Here is a 19275-nt window from a genome sequence, read left to right on the forward strand (position 1 = left end):
GGAAGCTCTTCGCGTCTGGCAATTCGCCAAACGCAAAAAAGTTTCCGCGTGTAAAATTTTTTATTTACATTAGAAAGTTTGATGCGAGCCGGTCAAGCTTCGTCGTCAAAGGAAATGCCTGTTCACAGGCGTGCGGCAGAGCTGCCGCTTGTGACGGTCGAAAGGTGGGAGCGGTCAATCGCAGGTCTTCCCGACACAGGAGACTACAGAAGCCGCAAAACACTCACCGTCATCCTGAGGAGGACCGAACGGTCCGTCTCGAAGGATGGGCAGAAAACACAGAAGCAAGTGGCGGATCCTTCGAGACAGCGCTTGCGCGCTTCCTCAGGATGACGCTGTATTTGCTGGCGCCTTTGTTGAGCTGTCGGGTAGTCGCCTCAGCCAAACCAGCGTTTCAGCCAGCGGCGGAAACCGCTGGTGGCTTCGGTTGCTCGTCTGGTGGCATGGGCTCGGGCCTGCTCGGCATTGTCGCCGACGTCGTCCATGAAGCCGTCAATGCTGTCGACAACCGGATCGATGTTCCGTTTCTTGAAGGCGCTGACGGTTTTCAGAACCAGCATGCCGAGCGCGGCGAGCACCAGGACGAACAGGATGTTGAACCAGGGGATCAGCAGCGCGTCCGGGCCTTCGACGACATCGATGTCGATCGCGTTCGGGAAGATGGTGAAGAGCTCAATGCGCCAGCCGTAATGGGTGACGGCCACCCAGACGTCGCCCTCCTTTTTCACCAGATCCTGGGCCTGGGCGGTGATGTTGCTGCTGTCGAACTTGAAATAGGGCGGCCAGCCCCAGTCCGTGTCCTCGTTGCGGTAGACACGCGGTTTCCCGTTTGGCCAGACCGTGCTGATGAAGCGCACGTCCCGGGTCCAGTTGGGGTTGGTGCCCGCGTCCGGCGCCGCCCAGAAGAAGGCCGAGGACCCGATATCCATGCGCTTGACGTCGGTGCCGACAATGCGCACCACGTCGCGGCCCGGCAGCGTGTAGTGGAGGAAGGCGACGACCACGACGATCAGCGGGACACCGATGATCCATTTCAGATATTTCATCTTGCTCCGTCCCTGTCGTCAGCATCGCCGCTTGGCACCGGCCCCCAGGGGCCCCGGTTCCGGCCGAAGCCGTAGTCCGCCGCGTCGTCATCCTCGTCCATGCCCGGCTCCGGCCCGAACAGCTCCAGGCGGGTGCCGACCTTGTCGACCATGTATTCCTCGGCCAGGAAATCGGCGGCGTAGTTCTTCTTGGCGTCCGACCAGGTGGCATACTGGGTGTAGAACGCGTCCTTGTGGCAGATGAACAGCTGGCGGAAATCCAGTTGGGTCAGGTCCGCCAGGAGCATGTTGACCAGATGCTTGTCCCGGTGGTTGCGGGATCTGAGCAGATAGAAATAGGCCGGGTCGTCCAAGGCAGGCCAGCCTTGGCCGGTGCCTTGCGCCAGAGTCCGGACGGTCCGTTCCAGCGCATGATATTCGGCCGGCAGATCCTGATGGTATTTGCGCTTCAGCGCGCGCAGGTCGCGCCGGGAGACGTCGCTCAGATCCTCGTCATGATCGGCCGCCGCATCGATGACGATGAAATCGAGTTTCTGCCGCAGGATGTTTTCCGCCCTCGCGCCGCAGGCCTCAGTGATTGGTTCGACCAGGGCATTGCGGTCAAGGAATTCGGCAATCTCCTGACGGTCCTCCATGGTGAGCACCTGTTTCACCGGCAGGTCGACAACGATGTCGGTGTCTTTCGGCGCAATGCAGGCGCTCTCGCGCACATCGCGGAAGACATAGAGCCCACCATAGTGGGACGTATAGAAATTGCCCTGTTCATACGAGCGGTTGCGGATGGACAGCGGTGTGCGGATGACATCGCCGGCATGTTTCGACAGCTCGATCATATCGGCGATCAGCACATCGTCCCACCAGCCGTCCTGTTCCTTCATGAAGCGCTCGATCAGGTCGCCGAGATCCTCGCCGGCCTCGACATGCCCGCCAACCGTGTCCGCGTCGATCTCGATGGTGCGGATGTCGAACAGGTCCTGCGGCGAGGTCAGCGAATAGACCGAGTTGACCAGCTCGCCGACGATACAATCGCGGATCGACAGCGCAAAGAGCTGTTCCTCGTTGTCGTCGATGAAGCGGCGCAGGATCGACCGGGACGTGGAAAAGCGCGCGTTCAGAAGCGGCGCGGTCTTCTGATCGGTGGACAGCAGGATGAACTGGCGATTGCAGCCGCTCGGGTTGAGATAGTGAATATCGCCCAGCTCGTCGCCGATCTCCGGCGAGAAGCCGGAAATGTCGACGTGGAATTCCTGCAAGTCCGTGCGCTTGCCGATGAGGTGTTCCAGCGCGCGGTTGTAGCGGGCGACCATGGACGGCGAGGTCACCTCGAAGAGGTTGCCATACATCAGTCCATGTTTGACGAGACGCATCATGGGCGGCTGGCTTCCATGTAGCGGCGCTTGGCTTCTTCCATGCGCTGCATTTCACGCACCGCGTTCTCGATGGCGACCTCATCGGACTTGTCCGCGTAGCGGAATTCGCTGTCGGCGTAGCGGTTGATCTCCTGGATGACCATGTCGATGGTGATCGGCTGGGCCAGCTCCGCGATCATCGCCTTCTTGGTCTCGTAATCCTTGAACAGGAACAGGTCCGGGTTTTCCATCCAGTCGTCGGGCAGTTCGAAATCCATCGCCCTAACCTTGATGGCGTCGGTGATGTTCTTGATCGCCCTGCCGGTGAAGCGCTCGTCGGCCTCCTGAATGGCTTTCAGATAGGTGCCGAACTTGGCGATCGTGTCGAGATCGCCGATCTCGCCCTGGACCTTCTCGAACACTTTTGCCAGTGCGTCTTCCTGGGGTTTCGAATGCCGGTCATAGGAGGCGGCAACCGCCTTCTTGATCGCCTGGGCCTCGAAGAGGTCGTGCTCGCCGACCGGGATGGAGTGGTTGCGGCCCATCAGGAGGTGCAGGATGTCGATATAGTCCTCGCGGGTCTGCGGGCCGTCGACGAGGAAACGCGCGCCGGCGCGCTGGCGCAGGGCGTCGTCGACATTTTCCGGATAGTTGGAGAACATGCCGAAGGTGCAGTTGCCGCGCACGACCGTGTTGGCGCCGGCAAAGCTCTCCATCAGCACGGCCGTGATTTCCAGCTGCCCGGCGGAGGACTGGCGGTCGCCGCGCTTTCCGGCAAGCTGGTCGATGTCGTCGATGGTGCCGAAACCGATCGCGTTCGGATCGGTGACGTTGCGAATGAACGCCTTGGCGTTCTGGGCCGATTTGCCCTGATAACTGTCGATGCTCTCGGTGGAGAGGTTCTGGTAGCGGAAGGGATAGCCGGCGACCTGGCAATAGTCGTTGATCATGCCGGCCATCATCTGGATCAGCGTGGTCTTGCCGGTGCCCGGCTTGCCGTCGCCCATGAACGTGAAGATGAAACCGCCAAGTTCGGCGAAGGGGTTCAGCTTGCGGTCGAAATCATAGGCCATCAGCATCTTGGAGAGCTTCATGGCCTGGTATTTGGCGATGTGATTGCCGACGACTTCTTCCGGCTTCTTGAACGCCATGGTCAGCGTGGTCGAACGGGCATGGGCCGACGGGGTGAAGCCGGTGATCTCGAACTTGTCGGCCTCGACCCGGTAGCGCGCCTCGGAGAAGGGTGCCAGCTCGTTCATTCCCTCGGCGCGCAGGGTCACCTTTTCCATCAGCTGCTCGCAGAAGGAGGTGATCAGGCCGATCAGTCCGGCATCGGTATCGACACCGGCCGCGGCGATTTCCTGGTCCAGTTCCCAGAGCGCGCCATGCAGGGCCAGCTGATCGTTGTCGATCAGGATTTCCTCGACCTCTCCGCACTGGATCTCCGTTTCGCTGTCATCGGCCGAAAGTCCGGAAACCAGAAAGTCCATCATGTTGGCGAAGACATGCAGGGCGATCAGCGCGGAGGCATTGAGCAGCTTTTCAAAGCGCAGCTTCTGCGACGTGTCGAGCGTTCCGGCAAGGTTCGCCCGTTTCAGATCGGCAAGACCGGTCTGCTCGGCGAACTGGTCGGACGTCACCTGGGCAACGGACAGCGCCCGGCGCAGGGCGCGGAGCACGCTCGCCTGCAGTGGTGTCGTCAGCGCGTCGTCGTCGCTTTCCAGGATGCGGGCCGACAGCTGCACGCCTTCCGGGCGGGCGGTGGAGCGGGTCACCAGGCCCGGCGTGGTGGAGCGGAACCGGCGGCGCGAGCCAAGGCCGGGCGAGCGCTCGGTGGAGACGCGGTCCGGCTCTGACTTCCTGGCGATCCGCGGCGTGTGGTCGAAGCCCTGAAGCAGCGTTTCCGCCGCCTTGTATTTCTCGCGGATCTTGTCTTCTTTCAGTTCCATGAGGTCGTTGGAAAGGGTCACGCGCGAAACCTATTTGTAGCTGAGGATCTTGCCCGAGGGGCTGACGGCAAATTTGCGGATGTTGGCGAAGCCAGGCGGATTGCGTTCCTGCAGGACCTGGTATGGCCGCTGGGGCAGGATCAGCGAGCGCTGCTGATGGGTATGGCCGGGGACTTCGTAGGAGGTCGGGTTCTGTGCCGACAGCGGGTCGAGCTGATAGATCTGCCGTTCGACGGAGGAGAAGAACCCGGCCGATTCCTGCTCGGTGCCGGAGGCGATCAGGGTCTCGGTGGTCCAGGCCAGCGCCCAGTCTTCTCCCGGGTGGCCGTCGACCTCGGCGAGCACGTCGCGCAAGGGGCCGGATTGCTGAGTGAATGTGTGGCTGTACATCGGGCCTAAGAAAAACCGCCGCAGCCGCTTTGGATGCAGATCGTCGAAATCCCGGTCGAAGCCGCGGGCAATCGTGACCAGTTTCAGCGACGCGCCGGCCTGGGCCGTCAGGTGGCTCTGGATACGCGGCCAGCGGCGCTCGTCCTTGGCCAGCGGCCGCTTGCCGCTGTCTTCCAGATCCATGATATAGACCAGCGGAATGTTCTGCTGGCTGTCATAGACTGCCCAGTGCAGCCGGTATTTGCGGCGGCTTTCCGAGACATTGCCGGTCCAGGAGATCCGGGGATCGTTTCTGGCCCAGAACAGCCCGCCCTTGGCGAGCTCCTCGTAATATTGCCGCTGGGAGGCGGCGAATTGCAGGTTGGTCGGCGAGGATTGCTCCCTCAGGATGTGGTTGATCATCGCCAGTTTCAGGCCGCGCATGTCCGGCAGCGAGCGCAAGTGATTGTCCGCCTGCATGGCGTCGTTCGCCATCTGCAGGAGTTCCTGGTAGATCGGAAAGCCGCTGTCCTGACGGTCGATGCTGAGCAGCGACGGCATCATCTCGGAGACACGGCCGGCCAGCAGGTACTTGTAGGACAGCGCGGTGAACGTGCCCGACAGGGCGGCTAGATAGTCCTGCAGGATCGGGATCTCGCTCGCCAGCGCCGTGTTTTCATTGACGACGCTGTCGGCGACACCCTTCAGGTGATGGATGATCCGCTCGAACTTGGCGAAGTAGCGCCGTGTTTCATGCGCTTCTTCCAGGGTTCTGTGGTCCAGGGTCAGATCCAAGGCTTAACCTCCCGGGCCAAGCCGTCAGGCGCCGTAAGCGTTTTTGTCGTGCTTCTCGACGATCTTCTCGAACCGGCGGGCGAAGCGCTCGTCCGATTTCGCCTTTTCTTCCAGAACCTTGCGCGCGAACACCATGTGGTCTTCATGGGCTTCCATCATGTCGGCCATGCGCTGGTTGGTGGCGGAACCGATGGCCGCCATTGCGGACTGGGCTTCCTTGTCGGTGGCGACGCCGATCTCGTTGATCTTGTGGGCGACATCCTGCTGCTGTGCCGTTTTCAGCGATTTTACCAGGGCATCATAGAGCACGACCCGCTGCTTGGTGTCCGTCTGCAGCTTGTTGATCAGCACCATCTGGGTGGCGGCTTGGTTCTGCAGGCTGTCGACCCAGGTCTTGCCCTTCTCGATATAGCGTTCCAGCGTCTGGCTTTCGGCGAGCTTGACCTGCTCTTCCTGGGCGAGGCGGTTGTATTCGGAGTTCATCTCCGCCAGCTCGCTTTCCAGCTTGGTGCGGGCGGCGGCATCGGTCTCCATCGAGATCTTGTTTTCCAGCGCGATGATGTCCGGATCCATCGCGACCAGCTTCTGCTTGATCTCCTCCAGCGCGCCGACGGTCTGTTCCCGTTGGGCGAGCGTGCCGCTGAGGTTGGTTTCAACCCGCTTGGAATGCTCGTTCAGCGTATTGAGCTGTTCCTGCAGCAGCTGGCCGATGACGTTGGACTTGGAGATCAGGTCCTGCAGCTTGTCGTCGATGCTGGCGGTGCGCATGCGCTCCTGCCGGATGCTGTCGGAGCGCTGCTTGGAGAAGAAGCCGATGAAGGTCTCCCAGCCGGTCTTCGAGCGCATGGCGTCGAAGTCCTTGGAGAAATTCGCGGTGACATCGTCGAGGCCCATGATCAGTTCGGCGATGTTGGCGCCCATGAGCTCGGTATGAGCATGGACATCGTCCAGGGTCGCGTTCTCGATGTCGATCGAAATGTCCTGACCGGAATCGAGCTTGCTGCGCACGGTTTCGATCTTCGAGGTCATTTCGTTGATCTTCTGCTGCGCGGCAGCGACTTCCTTTTTCGACTTTTCGATCTGAGCGCTGAAATCCGCCATCGACCCCTCCTGAACGTCCAAAAATATTGCAGCTCTTATTTAGCAAGTCTTCTTGGAAATACAATTACAAGACGACACGCCGAACGGCGCTCGCCGCTGCCTGATCGAGCCTCGCGTCGCGGAAACAATCCCATGATAGCACGGTCTTCCACACCGGGGGCACGAGACAACGCCCGAGAAGGGGTGATCTTGATTGCGAATCGATGCCTAGTGGTGGAGAACGCTGGTAGGCGTCCGGCAAGCTTCTGATAACTCTTGGGAAAATTTTGTCTGGTGTTGGCGGTAACTGCAAAACTGATTGACGTATGTCAGATTGCCGCGCGACAGTGCCTGTTTCAGAGGGAGTGTGATGGCCAAGCCAACCGTCCATGATATCGCGCGCGAAGCCGGCGTCAGCCTGTCGACGGTCGACCGGGTGCTCAACGGCCGAGCGGATGTGCGGCCGAAAAACGCCGAGCGGGTGAAGGCGGCGGTCGAAAAACTCGGTTATGTCCGGGATACGAATGCGGCGAACCTGGCCAAGCAACGCCAGTATCGCTTTCTGTTCGTGTTGCCGGAGGGGCCCAATCATTTTGTCGAGACCATCGCCACGGCGGTGGAGGAAGCCTCCGGCGCCCAGGTGGCCGACCGGACCGACGTCGACGTGTTGCTCGTCGATGCCGCCGATCCCCATGCCATCGTCGAGGCTCTGAGTGCCCTCGACCTGTCCACACTTGATGGCGTGGCGATGATGGTGCCGGAGACGCCGCAGGTCCGCGATGCGATTGCCCATATCAAGAGCGCCGGCATCTATGTGGTGGCGCTGGTGTCGGACCTGCCGAACTCCAGATGTGACCATTTTGTCGGCGTGGACAATTTCTCGGCCGGCAAGATCGCCGGCGCGCTGTTGGGCAAGTTCCTGCGCAACGAGACGGGCAGCATCCTGGTCGCCACCAATTCCATGGTGGCGCGCGACAGCATCGAGCGGCGCTTCGGCCTCGACGAGGTGCTGTCGCGGGACTATCCGAGACTGACGGCGCTGCCGACAATTGAATTCTACGACGACCCGGAGCGCATTCACGAAACCCTGGATCATGCGCTGAAGGCCCATCCGGAACTCAAGGCCGTCTATTCCATGGGGTCGGGGAACGCGGCCATGCTGGACGCACTCAGGGAACATGGTGTTGCGGGCAAGCTTGTCGCCATCGCCCATGATCTGACGACGGTTACCCGTCAGGCATTGATCGATGGCGAACTCGACGCGGTGATTGCCCAGAATGTCGGTCATCTGGTGCGCAGCACGCTGCGGGTGCTGAGGGCGAAATGCGACGGCACCGACATCTATGAAGCTCAGGAAAAGATCCGCATCGAGATCATCATGCGTGAAAATCTCTACTGAAGCCTTCCTGACTTCTGGCGTGAATTCTCCTCCGTAAAATTCATTTCTCTCAATGGCTTGAGGCTCTGAAGACGCGGCTTCGTGCTTGTCTCGACGTCAAAAAGAAAGACGTATGTCAGTTTTTTGATTGACGTGACATACGTATGTCAATTACCGTGCCCTTGCACTTGGAGGAGTGCTGCCGCCCGGCAGGCGCCGGCGCGCGATCATTTCGGGAGGAGTTCACCCATGAAAACTGCGAACCTACTCGCGGCCACCGCCCTTGTGGCGGTCGGCGGACTGACTGCATCGAACGCGCAGGCGGAAGACCTGACGCTGTGCTGGGCGGCCTGGGATCCGGCCAACGCCCTTGTTGAATTGTCCAAGGAATTCGAGGCCGAATACGGCCACAACATGAATTTCGAATTCGTGCCCTGGCCGAATTTTGCCGACCGCATGCTCAACGAGCTGAATTCCGGCGGCAAGCTGTGCGACCTCCTGATCGGCGACAGCCAGTGGATCGGCGGCGGCGCGGAAAACGGCCATTATGTCAAGCTGAACGAGTTCTTCGACAAGGAAGGCATCAGCATGGACGATTTCGCCCCGGCGACCGTCTATGCCTATTCGACCTGGCCGAAGGGCACGCCGAACTATTACGCGCTGCCGGCCATGGGCGATGCCAACGGCTGGTTCTACCGCAAGGACTGGTTCGAAATGCCGGAGATCCAGGCGGCTTTCAAGGAAAAACACGGCCGCGACCTGGCGCCGCCCAAGACCCAGGCCGAACTTCTGGAAATCGCCCAGTTCTTCCAGGAGCGCGAGATCGACGGCCAGACCCGCTATGGCGCGGCGATCTTCACCGAGCGCGGCTCGGAAGGCATCACCATGGGCGCCACCAGCTCCATGTATCCGTTCGGATTCAAGTATGAAATGACGCCGGGCAAATACGACATGGAAGGCGCGGTGAACTCGCCGGAAGCCGTGGCCGGCCTCGAGTTCTACAAGGAACTCTACAAGACAGGCACGCCCCCGGGCTACACCGACAGCTACATGGAACAGTCGCTCGACGCGTTCAAATCCGGTCAGGTGGCGATGGCCATGAACTGGTTCGCCTTCTTCCCCGGCCTTTATGCCGATCCGGACACCGGCGGCGACAAGATCGGCTTCTTCGTCAATCCCGGCCAGAATGTCGAGGCCTCGACGCTCGGCGGGCAGGGGATTTCGGTCGTCGCCTATTCCGACAAGCAGGACGCCGCGCTTGAATATATCAAGTGGTTTGCCCAGCCCTCCGTTCAGAAGAAATGGTGGGATCTCGGCGGTTATTCCTGCCATGTCAGCGTGCTCAACGATCCGAGCTTCCCGGACAGCGCACCGTTTGCTTCCGACTTCCTGCTCGCCATGGACAACGTCAAGGACTTCTGGCAGGAGCCGGCCTATGCCGAACTGCTGCTGGCCATGCAGAAACGCCTGCATGACTACGTCGTGGCGGACCAGGGCACGGCTCAGGAAGCCCTCGACAAGCTGATCGAGGACTGGACGGAGACCTTCGAGGACGAAGGCAAGCTCTGAGCCCGACGCGCTCAGCCGGCGGTCCGGCGTTCCTGCCGGGCCGCCTGCAACTGAAAGGCCCTCCATCGACCGATCCGGCGGATGCGCTTCGCACGGCGCATCCCGCCATCCCGGCTCTCCGGGTCTTTCCGGCACCGTTTCCACAAAAGAGCATCTCATGGCCGTGACACCTATCGACCACGTAGCAAAAGCGACCCCGCCTTCGGTCGCGTCAAAAATCCGGGGGCTTTCCGATCGCACCATCGCCTGGCTGTTTGTCGCGCCGACAATCTTCCTGCTGCTCGCGGTCAACATCTTTCCGCTGATCTGGACGATCAACCTGAGCTTCACCAATTTCCGGGCCAACCGGCCGAACCGGGATGTCGACTATATCGGCCTGCGCAATTACGAGCGCATCCTGACCGACGGCGACATCTGGCTGACCATGCAGGCAACCGCGCATTTCCTGTTCTGGACCATCGTCCTGCAGGTGTTGATCGGCTTCACGCTGGCCTGGCTGATCAACCGGAAATTCAAGGGCAACGATCTCTGGACCACCCTGATCGTGCTGCCGATGATGCTGTCGCCGGCCGTGGTCGGCAATTTCTGGACCTTTCTCTACCAGCCCCAGATCGGCCTCTTCAATTACGGCATATCCTTCCTGACCGGTGTCGATCCGTCGTCGTTCCAGATGATCGGAGATGTCGCGCTGGCCCCCTGGTCGATCGTGATCGTGGACACCTGGATGTGGACGCCCTTCGTTATGCTGATCTGCCTGGCCGGGCTCCGCTCGATCCCGGATTACATCTACGAGGCGGCGGAAATCGACCGGGCCAGCAAGTGGCGCCAGTTCTGGACGATCACGATCCCGATGGTGCTGCCCTTCCTGATGCTGGCGGTGCTGTTCCGCGGCATTGAGAACTTCAAGATGTTCGACCTGGTGGTGCAGCTGACCGGCGGCGGCCCCGGCTCCGTAACGGAACTCACCTCGATCAACCTGAAACGCGAAGCTTTTGAAAAATGGCGCACGGGCTACGCCTCCGCCTACGCGATCATCCTGTTCGTGACCGTCTTCGGCCTCGCCTCGATCTATGTGAAGGCGCTCAACAAGGTGAAAGAGAGATGAGCAGTTATTCCATCACCGAACCGTCCTCCCGCCAGAAATGGGTCGCCGGCTCCCTGGTCATCTTCTACGCGGTCATCACCCTGCTGCCGCTGGTCTGGATCCTGACCACGGGCTTCAAGTCGCCGGTCGACGCGATTGCCTATCCGCCCAAGGTCATGTTCGAGCCCTCGCTCGAAGGCTACGTGAACCTCTTCACGACCCGGACACGGGTGTCCCAGGAGCAACTGGAGGCGTTGCCGCCGCCGGCGACCTGGTACGAGGAAATCGTGCGCAACCGCGATATGGTCATTGCCGGCCCGTCGCGCTACGGCGAGCGCTTCCTGAACTCCGTGATCATCGGCTTCGGCTCGACCTTCCTGTCCGTGTTCCTCGGAACGCTCGCCGCCTATGCCTTTTCCAGGTTCAAGGTGCCGCTCAAGGACGATCTGCTGTTCTTCATCCTGTCGACCAGGATGATGCCGCCGATCGCGGTCGCGATTCCGATCTTCCTGATGTTCCGCACGCTCGGCCTGTCGGACACCCATCTCGGCATGATCCTGCTCTATACGGCGGTGAACATCTCGCTGGCGGTGTGGCTTCTGAAGGGTTTCATCGACGAGATCCCGCGCGAATACGAGGAGGCGGCGCTGATCGACGGCTACACGCGCTTCCAGGCCTTCTACAAGGTGGTGCTGCCGCAGGCGGCCACCGGGATCGCCTCGACGGCCATCTTCTGCCTGATCTTCTCGTGGAACGAATATGCCTTCGCGGTCCTCCTGACCTCCGGCACGGCCCAGACCGCGCCGCCCTTCATCCCGACCATCATCGGCGTCGGCGGCCAGGATTGGCCGGCGGTGGCCGCGGGCGCGACCCTGTTCCTCGTGCCGGTCATGGTCTTCACCATTCTCCTGCGCAAGCATCTGCTGCGCGGCATCACCTTCGGAGCGGTTCGCAAATGATGAGCGACTTCGTCCATGGCATTGTCCACTTCCGCCGCGGCGCCTGGGAAATGCTGGCGTCCATCCTGATCGCCGTCGGCGTGATCATGCTGATGCAGCCGCTGGTTCTGTGGGCCTACACCTATTCCTTCATTGTCACGCTGACCGGTACGGTGATGTTCATCGTCGTCAGCCACTTCCCGGAGTGATCCAGATGGCTGAGATCGTGATCAGAAACCTCAGGAAGGAATTCGGCGATTTCACCGCCGTGCAGTCTTCCTCCTTCAAGATCGAGGACGGCGAGTTCTTCATGCTGCTGGGCCCGTCCGGCTGCGGCAAGACCACCACCTTGCGCATGATTGCCGGGCTGGAGCTGCCGACCGACGGCGAGATCTATATCGACGGCGAGGAGGTTGGCCGCCAGCCGGCGAGCAAGCGCGACATCGCCTTCGTCTTCCAGATGTTCGCCCTCTACCCGCACATGAATGTGCGCAAGAACATCTCCTATCCGCTGGTCAGCCAGGGCATGCCCAAGCACCAGGTCCAGGAGAAGGTGGCCGAGGTCGCGCAGATCCTCGGCATCACCAAGATCCTCGACCGGCCGGTCGGCGGGCTCTCCGGCGGCGACCGCCAGCGTGTCGCCCTCGGCCGGGCCATCGTGCGCGATCCCAAGGCCTTCATGATGGACGAGCCGCTCGGCGCGCTCGATGCGGAATTCCGCGAGCACATGGCCGAGGAACTGCGGGCGCTGCATGACCGCATGGGCGCGACCACGGTCTATGTCACCCATGACCAGCTCGAAGCCATGCAGATGGGCGACAAGATCGTCGTCATGAACCATGGCGTGATCGAGCAGTTCGGCACGCCGCAGGATATCTACGACAAGCCGGCGACCATGTTCGTTGCCGATTTCATCGGTTCGCCGTCGATGAACTTCCTGCGCTTCCACGGCCAGGTGCTTGCCGGCTCGACAAGCGTCTCCATCCATCATGACGAGATTTCGGTGCCGCGCCTGCAGGAACCCTTCGAGGGCGACATGGTGTTCGGCATTCGTCCGGAACATATCGCGCTGACCGACACGGGCACCTATCGCGGCGAGGTTCTGGCCGCCGAATATCTCGGCACGACGCAGATCGTCACGCTGAAGACCGCCAATGGCGAGCTGAAAGCGCGGATCCCCTCCGGCCAGCCGGTGCGTGTCGGCGAATATGTCGGCCTGGACTTCAACGGCGCCACCGTCACCCTGTTCGACAACCAGTCGGGCCGGGCATTGAAGTCGGAACTGAACGAGGGAGTGCTCGCCCATGTCTGAGGTCAAGCTCGGCGGTCTCTCCAAGACCTTCGATGACACGGTGGCGGTCGACGACGTCACCATGACCATTCCGAACGGCGCCTTTGTTACGTTGCTCGGCCCCACCGGCGCCGGCAAGACGACAATCCTGCGGCTCATCGCGGGACTGGAGCGGCCGGACCAGGGTGATGTGACCATCGGCGGGCGTTCGGTCGTCAACGACACGCCGGCGCAGCGCAATGTTGCCATGGTATTCCAGCAATATTCGCTCTATCCGCACCTGACCGTGCGCGACAACCTGGCGTTCCCGCTGCGCTCGCCGCTTCTGAAAACGCCGGAAGAGGAGATCGACCGCAAGGTGCTGGAGGTCGCGGAAGTGTTGCGCATCTCGCACAAGCTGGGCAACAAGGCGACCAACCTCTCCGGCGGCGAGATGCAGCGTGTGTCCATCGGCCGGGCGCTGCTGCGCGACCCGTCCATCTACCTGATGGACGAGCCGCTGTCCTCGCTCGATGCCAAGCTCCGCTCCGATCTCCGCATCGAACTGAAACGGATCCAGGAGAATCTGGGAGCGACGCTGCTTTACGTGACCCACGACCAGATCGAGGCGATGACCATGGCAACCCATGTGGGCGTGCTCGACAATGGCCGGCTGGTGCAGTTCGGCACGCCGCGGGAGATCTACGAGAACCCGGTCAACCTCTATGTTGCAGGCCGGCTCGGCCAGCCGCGCATCAACGTCTTGCCGGCGGACCTGTTCGCCGGTGCCCCGACGGGAGCCAAATCGATCGGGCTCCGGCCGGAACATATCGCACAAGGGGAGGGCAAGGCCTCCCGCGTCAAGCGGGTGGAGCATCTGGGCGACCAGACCCGCCTGCACCTGTCGCTGGACGGGCATGACATCGTCACCCTGTCCGAGCACCACACGACCATCGAACCCGGCGACACCGTCGCCATCCAGCCGCGCAATCCGCTGTTCTTCGATGCCAGCGGCGCCCGAATTGCCTGAGGAGACGAGACATGAAGCAGTTCATCAACACCAGGGAAACACTCGTCACCGAAGCGATCGACGGCATGCTCCGGACCGCCGGCGGGCGGTTGGCCCGGCTTGACGGCTACCCGCATATCAAGGTCGTGGTGAGGACCGACTGGGACAAGTCCAAGGTCGCGCTGGTCTCCGGCGGCGGTTCCGGCCACGAGCCGAGCCATGCCGGCTTCGTCGGCCAGGGCATGCTGACGGCGGCCGTCTGCGGCGAGGTCTTTGCCTCACCCTCCGTCGATGCGGTGCTGGCCGGTATCCTGGCGGTCACCGGCAAGGCGGGCTGTCTGCTGATCGTCAAGAACTATACCGGCGACCGGCTCAATTTCGGACTGGCGGCGGAACGGGCGCGGGCCTTTGGGTTGAAGGTGAGCATGGTGATCGTCGATGATGACGTTGCCCTGCCGGACCTGCCGCAGGCGCGCGGGGTTGCCGGTACGCTGTTCGTGCACAAGATCGCCGGCGCGCTGGCCGATCAGGGGGCGGATCTCGACACGATCACGGCGGCTGCGCAAAAGGCCATCGGCGGCGCGATCTCCATCGGCATGTCGCTCGACACCTGCACCATCCCCGGATCGCCGAAAGAAGACCGGATCGCCAGAGGCAAGGCGGAGCTCGGGCTCGGCATTCACGGCGAAGCCGGCATCGAGCAGGTCGAATATTCCAATGCAAAGACAGCGATGGCCATGGTGGTCGACCGGCTGGCGCCGAACCTGAAACCCGGACCGCATGTGGCGATCCTCAACAATCTCGGCAGCACGACACCGCTGGAGATGAATGTGCTGCTTGAGGAATTGACCGCGTCGCGCATCGGCAGCCAGATCCGCTGGGTGATCGGCCCGGCCGCGATGATGACCTCGCTCGACATGCACGGCTTTTCCGTGTCGCTGCTGCCGGTGGACAAGGCGGAAGAGGCCTTGCTGCAGGCACCTGTCGGTCCCTGGGCCTGGCCGGGCTGCCTGTCGCTCGGTCCGGTGTCCGTGCGGCCGTTGCCGGATGGGCTCAGCCCGATCCAGCCGTTGCCGTCGAAAAATCCGGAGACTCGGGCCTTCATCGAACGCTGCTGCAACATTCTGATCGCGGCGGAAGACGACCTCAACGCGCTGGATCTGAAATCCGGCGACGGCGACACCGGCAGCACGCTGGCGACCGCCGCCCGGGCACTGATCCAGGCGCTGGACCGGCTGCCGCTGGCAGACCTGACCCAGCTCTACCGTGCCATTGGCCTGGAACTCAGCCAGACCATGGGCGGGTCGTCCGGGGTGCTGCTGGCGATCTTCTTCGCGGCGGCGGGCGATGCCTCGTCAAGCGGCCGCGGCGCCATCGGCGCGCTCCATGCCGGGCTCGACCGGGTGATGCAGGTCGGCGGCGCCAAGCCGGGCGACCGCACCATGATCGACGCCCTGATGCCGGCTCTGAACGCGCTCGAAAACGGCATCGAGGCCGCCGCCGCCGAGGCCCGTCAGGGCGCGGATGCGACTGCCCGGATCACCCGTGCCCGCGCGGGCCGGGCGTCCTATGTCTCGGAATCGAGCCTTTCCGGTCACAACGATCCGGGCGCGGAAGCCGTTGCCCGCCTGTTCGAGCAACTGACAGAAACGCCGGCCCTTTCCTCCCAATCCGCGTAAGGCCGGACACCTCCCGGCAGGCCAGATCGCGTGGCCTGCCGGTTTTTACCTTCCTCTCGAAAACCGCTTGCGACGCAGCCGTTGCGTCGGGCGAGACGTGTCTGATGGCAATGTGCTCAGATACGTCAACGCCATTTCTTTCCGTTTTTGGAAAGTAAACAACCTGATTTCTCATTTTACTTCCTGTTTCGGTTCATTCAGTGTCCAGCCTGTCAGGAGCGTGCAAATGCATTCCCAGGTATCGTTGCCTGTGACGCCTTGCAGGAGGATGGCTCGTTGAACAATCTCGGCATGGGAAATGCCTTTTGCAGGGACAGTTCGGATCGCAAGAAACGGATGGTCCCTTCAGGTCAGAGCCTTGATGCATTTGAAGACGAAAAGGATTTCGAGGCGACGGCGCAGTGCCGGTTTGATCGCCTGTCCGCTGCCGAAAGCCTTGCCTCAAGATCCGTTTCATCACAAGATCGCCAAAAATCGCGGGATTTTGTGATGTGTTTGCGGTTGGGCAAAATGAAATACTTTTCCTGCGGACTTGGGCATGCAAAGTTGAACGCGTCAGCTTGCCGGATTGGCCGGCAAATAGAGCTTGAAAAAGATTATAAGGTATAACTATTATATTTCATCACCTGACCGGATGGAGGAGTTCGGCCGGGTTTTGGAGTTGATCGAACAGGGAGGAAACCATGATCAACTTGAACAGGAAGATTGCCAGGCTCGCCGCTGCGGCCGCCGTTTCGGCGATTGCACTGGCCGGTACGGCCTCGTCCAGCTTCGCGCAGGAAGTCACCTTGCGCATGCACCAGTTCCTGCCGGCCCAGGCCAATGTCCCGAAAAACATCCTGGATCCGTGGGCGGACAAGATCGAAGCCGAGTCCGGTGGGCGCATCAAGATTGAGCGCTACCCGTCCATGCAGCTTGGCGGCAAACCGCCTGAGCTGATCGAACAGGTGGTCGACGGCGTCGTGGATATCGTCTGGACCGTCGCCGGCTACACGCCGGGCCGTTTCCCGCGCGCCGAAGTCTTCGAGCTGCCTTTCACCATGAGCGACGCGGAAACCATGTCGCGTGCGTACTGGAAGCTGGCCGAAGAAGAAATGATGGATCAGGACTTCGCCAGCTTCAAACCGCTCGCCCTGTGGGTTCACGGCCCCGGCGTGATCCACTCCAGCAAGCCGATCACCACCCTGGACGATCTCAACGGTGTCAAGCTGCGTGCTCCGACCCGCGTGACCAACAAGCTGTTCTCCAATCTCGGAGCAACTCCGATCGGCATGCCGGTTCCGGCCATTCCGGAAGCCCTGTCCAAGGGCGTGGTCGATGCCACCATCATCCCCTGGGAAGTGGTTGGTGCGCTCAAGGTGAACGAACTGGTCAAGAACCACACCGAGTTTCCGGGCGACGCGCTCTACACGACTTCCTTCATTTTTGCGATGAACAAGGACAAGTATGACAGCCTGCCCGATGACCTGAAGGCCGTGATCGATGCGAATTCCGGTGAGGAGTTCTCCGCGTTCGCCGGCAAGCAGATGCAGTCCGACGATGCCGGTCCGCGGGCCAAGGCCGTCGAGATGGGCAACAACATCATCACGCTGACGCCGGAGCAGGTGGAAGAGTGGAAGGCGGGTGCGCAAGGCACCATCGATGAGTGGTATGCCGAAATGGATGCCAAGGGCATCGACGGCAAGGCTCTGCAGGCGCGTGCCGCAGAGCTGATGGCCAACTGATCCATCCGATAGACCAGCTTCTCCCGGGATATGATTTCCGGGGGAAGCGCTCCGACTGGACCTAAGACAATGCTGCTCACTCTGGTGGAGCGTCTTGCGCGCTTCATGGCAATCCTTGGCGGGCTGGTGCTCACAGCGCTGATTGCGCTGACCTGCATCAGCGTGCTCGGCCGCGGCCTCAATACCCTGGGCCACTCCGACCTGATGAAATCGCTCTCCGAAAGCATCGGCAACGCTCTGATCGCGACCGGTGTCGGCCCGGTCTCCGGTGACTTTGAACTGGTCGAGGCCGGCATAAGCTTCACGGTGTTCGCCTTCCTGCCGATCTGCCAGCTGCGCCGCGGCCATGCGACGGTCGATATCTTCGCGACCGGGTTTCCGCGCTGGTTGAACCGCTTCCTTGAAACCTTCTGGGAAGTGCTGCTGAGCGCTTTGATCCTGCTGATCACCTGGCGGCTGTTCGTCGGCATGGAAGACAAGATGCGCTACAACGAAACCACTTTCCTGCTGCAATTCCCGATCTGGTGGGCCTTTGCGCTCAGCTTCGGCGCGGCGCTGATCGCCTCTGTCGTTGCAGTCTATTGCGCAGCTGCCCGGGTTCTCGAACTCATCACGGGCAAACGCTACACGCCGGAACCCGAGGGGGGCGTCCATTGAGCCTGCTTGAACTCGGATATTATTCCTTTCCCGTTCTGCTGATCCTGATCTTCCTGCGTGCGCCGATTGGGCTTGCCATGATGATCTGCGGTATCGGCGGCCTGTGGCTGGCCACCGGTAGCCCAAACATCTTTCTCTCCAAGCTGAAGAGCGAGACCTACTCGACCTTCTCGAGCTATTCGCTGACCATCATTCCGATGTTCTTGCTGATGGGCCAGTTCGCGACCCATTCGGGCATGTCTTCCTCCCTGTTCAAGGCGGCCGAAAGCTGGCTCGGCCACCGCAAGGGCGGTGTCGCCATGGCCGCTGTCGGCGCCTGTGCCGGGTTCGGCGCGATCTGCGGCTCATCGTTGGCGACCGCCGCCACCATGAGCCGGGTCGCTCTGCCGGAACTGCGCCGCTACGGCTATTCCGGCGGCTTCTCGACCGCAACGCTGGCGGCCGGCGGCACGCTCGGCATTCTCATTCCGCCGTCCGTGATCCTGGTGATCTACGCCATCCTGACGGAACAGAACATCGCCAAGCTGTTCCTGGCCGCCTTCATCCCGGGCATCCTGGCGGCGATCGGCTACATGATCACCATCTCGATCTATGTCCGGCTCAACCCGGCGGCGGCCGGCACGCGCGAGGCGGTGCCCTACGCGGAGCGGATGCGGGCGCTGGTCGATGTCTGGCCGGTGCTGCTGGTGTTCGGCCTGGTGGTCGGCGGCATCTATCTCGGCTGGTTCACCCCGACCGAGGGCGCTGCGGTCGGCGCGGCCGGCACGGGTATCGTGGCGCTGGTCTCCGGCAACCTCACCTGGAAGATGTTCCTCGACAGCATGATCCAGACGGCAATGAGCACGGCGATGATCTTCTTCATCATCCTGGGCGCAGGCTTCTACAACAGCTTCCTGGCTCTCAGCCAGTTGCCGCAGGAGCTCTCGGGCTGGGTTGTCAGCCAGGGCTTCAGCCCGTGGACGGTGCTCACCCTGATCCTGCTGTTTTATCTGGCCTTCGGTTGCCTGATGGACAGCCTGTCGATGATCCTGCTGACCATCCCGATCTTCTTCCCGGTGATCAGTGTGCTGGAATTCGGCATGAGCCCGGAACATGTCGCGATCTGGTTCGGCATCATCGTGCTGATCGTGGTCGAGGTCGGGCTGATCACACCGCCTGTGGGCATGAACCTCTTCATCATCAATGCGATGGACCGGTCGACGCCGATGAAGGAGACCTACAAGGCGGTGCTCTGGTTCGTCACCTCGGACATCGTCCGGGTCATTCTTCTGGTGCTGTTCCCCTCCATCACCCTGTTCCTTCTGGGCGGCTAGGCCGCCCGGAGGAATGGCGAGGGTTTCGGTGTATCAAAATAGATATGGATCATAACAATGATAGGT

The 19275-nt window shown here is 61.5% G+C and carries 17 protein-coding genes; 12 read left to right on the forward strand and 5 right to left on the reverse strand.

Translation table 11 applies throughout. From position 1 onward, the window contains the following. Positions 1-377 precede the first annotated feature (377 nt). Genes M0H32_RS12525 through M0H32_RS12545 form a run of 5 tightly spaced genes read right to left on the reverse strand, consistent with a single transcriptional unit; the run spans position 378 to position 6609 of the window. Complete coding sequence (locus M0H32_RS12525) at positions 378-1046, reverse strand: DUF1523 family protein (protein ID WP_248154416.1); 669 nt, start codon at positions 1044-1046, stop codon at positions 378-380. Then, entirely contained in the window at positions 1043-2416 is a 1374-nt protein-coding gene (locus tag M0H32_RS12530) for a DUF6638 family protein (RefSeq protein ID WP_248154418.1), read from the reverse strand. The genes M0H32_RS12525 and M0H32_RS12530 overlap by 4 nt, the downstream gene beginning before the upstream one ends. After that, a complete protein-coding gene (locus M0H32_RS12535) occupies positions 2413-4365 on the reverse strand; it encodes an ATP-binding protein (protein WP_248154420.1) in 1953 nt (650 codons plus the stop codon). Before M0H32_RS12535 ends, M0H32_RS12530 begins: the two co-directional genes overlap by 4 nt. 9 nt (positions 4366-4374) lie before the next feature. Beyond that, positions 4375-5508: a hypothetical protein gene (locus M0H32_RS12540; protein ID WP_248154422.1), complete on the reverse strand. Its 1134-nt coding sequence runs from the start codon at positions 5506-5508 to the stop codon at positions 4375-4377. Between the two features lie 24 nt (positions 5509-5532). Continuing rightward, positions 5533-6609 (reverse strand): coiled-coil domain-containing protein, encoded by a 1077-nt coding sequence (locus M0H32_RS12545; protein WP_248154424.1) that lies wholly within the window; start codon positions 6607-6609, stop codon positions 5533-5535. 349 nt (positions 6610-6958) lie between these two features. On the opposite strand from M0H32_RS12545, the gene M0H32_RS12550 reads away from it, so the two are divergent. From M0H32_RS12550 to M0H32_RS12605, 12 genes are all read left to right on the forward strand, one after another. Further along, positions 6959-7987 (forward strand): LacI family DNA-binding transcriptional regulator, encoded by a 1029-nt coding sequence (locus M0H32_RS12550; protein ID WP_248154426.1) that lies wholly within the window; start codon positions 6959-6961, stop codon positions 7985-7987. Between the two features lie 228 nt (positions 7988-8215). Continuing rightward, positions 8216-9535, forward strand: a complete 1320-nt coding sequence (locus tag M0H32_RS12555; RefSeq protein ID WP_248154428.1) for an ABC transporter substrate-binding protein — start codon at positions 8216-8218, stop codon at positions 9533-9535. Positions 9536-9692: 157 nt separating this feature from the next. Continuing rightward, positions 9693-10640, forward strand: a complete 948-nt coding sequence (locus M0H32_RS12560; protein ID WP_248154430.1) for a carbohydrate ABC transporter permease — start codon at positions 9693-9695, stop codon at positions 10638-10640. Continuing rightward, a complete protein-coding gene (locus M0H32_RS12565) occupies positions 10637-11578 on the forward strand; it encodes a carbohydrate ABC transporter permease (protein ID WP_248154432.1) in 942 nt (313 codons plus the stop codon). The genes M0H32_RS12560 and M0H32_RS12565 overlap by 4 nt, the downstream gene beginning before the upstream one ends. Then, positions 11578-11766, forward strand: a complete 189-nt coding sequence (locus tag M0H32_RS12570; protein ID WP_248154508.1) for a hypothetical protein — start codon at positions 11578-11580, stop codon at positions 11764-11766. The genes M0H32_RS12565 and M0H32_RS12570 overlap by 1 nt, the downstream gene beginning before the upstream one ends. Before the next feature lie 5 nt (positions 11767-11771). Next, positions 11772-12869 carry an ABC transporter ATP-binding protein gene (locus M0H32_RS12575; RefSeq protein ID WP_248154434.1) on the forward strand — a complete coding sequence of 366 codons (1098 nt, stop codon included), beginning with the start codon at positions 11772-11774 and terminating at the stop codon, positions 12867-12869. Then, complete coding sequence (locus M0H32_RS12580; RefSeq protein WP_248154436.1) at positions 12862-13857, forward strand: ABC transporter ATP-binding protein; 996 nt, start codon at positions 12862-12864, stop codon at positions 13855-13857. Before M0H32_RS12575 ends, M0H32_RS12580 begins: the two co-directional genes overlap by 8 nt. An 11-nt stretch (positions 13858-13868) precedes the next feature. After that, positions 13869-15515 carry a dihydroxyacetone kinase subunit DhaK gene (locus M0H32_RS12585; protein ID WP_248154438.1) on the forward strand — a complete coding sequence of 549 codons (1647 nt, stop codon included), beginning with the start codon at positions 13869-13871 and terminating at the stop codon, positions 15513-15515. 276 nt (positions 15516-15791) lie between these two features. Beyond that, positions 15792-16124 carry a hypothetical protein gene (locus M0H32_RS12590; protein WP_248154440.1) on the forward strand — a complete coding sequence of 111 codons (333 nt, stop codon included), beginning with the start codon at positions 15792-15794 and terminating at the stop codon, positions 16122-16124. A 74-nt stretch (positions 16125-16198) separates the two neighbouring features. Beyond that, positions 16199-17239, forward strand: a complete 1041-nt coding sequence (locus M0H32_RS12595) for a TRAP transporter substrate-binding protein (RefSeq protein WP_248154442.1) — start codon at positions 16199-16201, stop codon at positions 17237-17239. Positions 17240-17308: 69 nt separating this feature from the next. After that, complete coding sequence (locus tag M0H32_RS12600) at positions 17309-17896, forward strand: TRAP transporter small permease (protein WP_248154444.1); 588 nt, start codon at positions 17309-17311, stop codon at positions 17894-17896. Next, positions 17893-19209, forward strand: a complete 1317-nt coding sequence (locus M0H32_RS12605) for a TRAP transporter large permease (RefSeq protein ID WP_248154446.1) — start codon at positions 17893-17895, stop codon at positions 19207-19209. Before M0H32_RS12600 ends, M0H32_RS12605 begins: the two co-directional genes overlap by 4 nt. Positions 19210-19275 lie beyond the last annotated feature (66 nt).

This window comes from Roseibium sediminicola, from assembly GCF_023156505.1.
In the GTDB taxonomy this organism is placed as follows: domain Bacteria; phylum Pseudomonadota; class Alphaproteobacteria; order Rhizobiales; family Stappiaceae; genus Roseibium; species Roseibium sediminicola.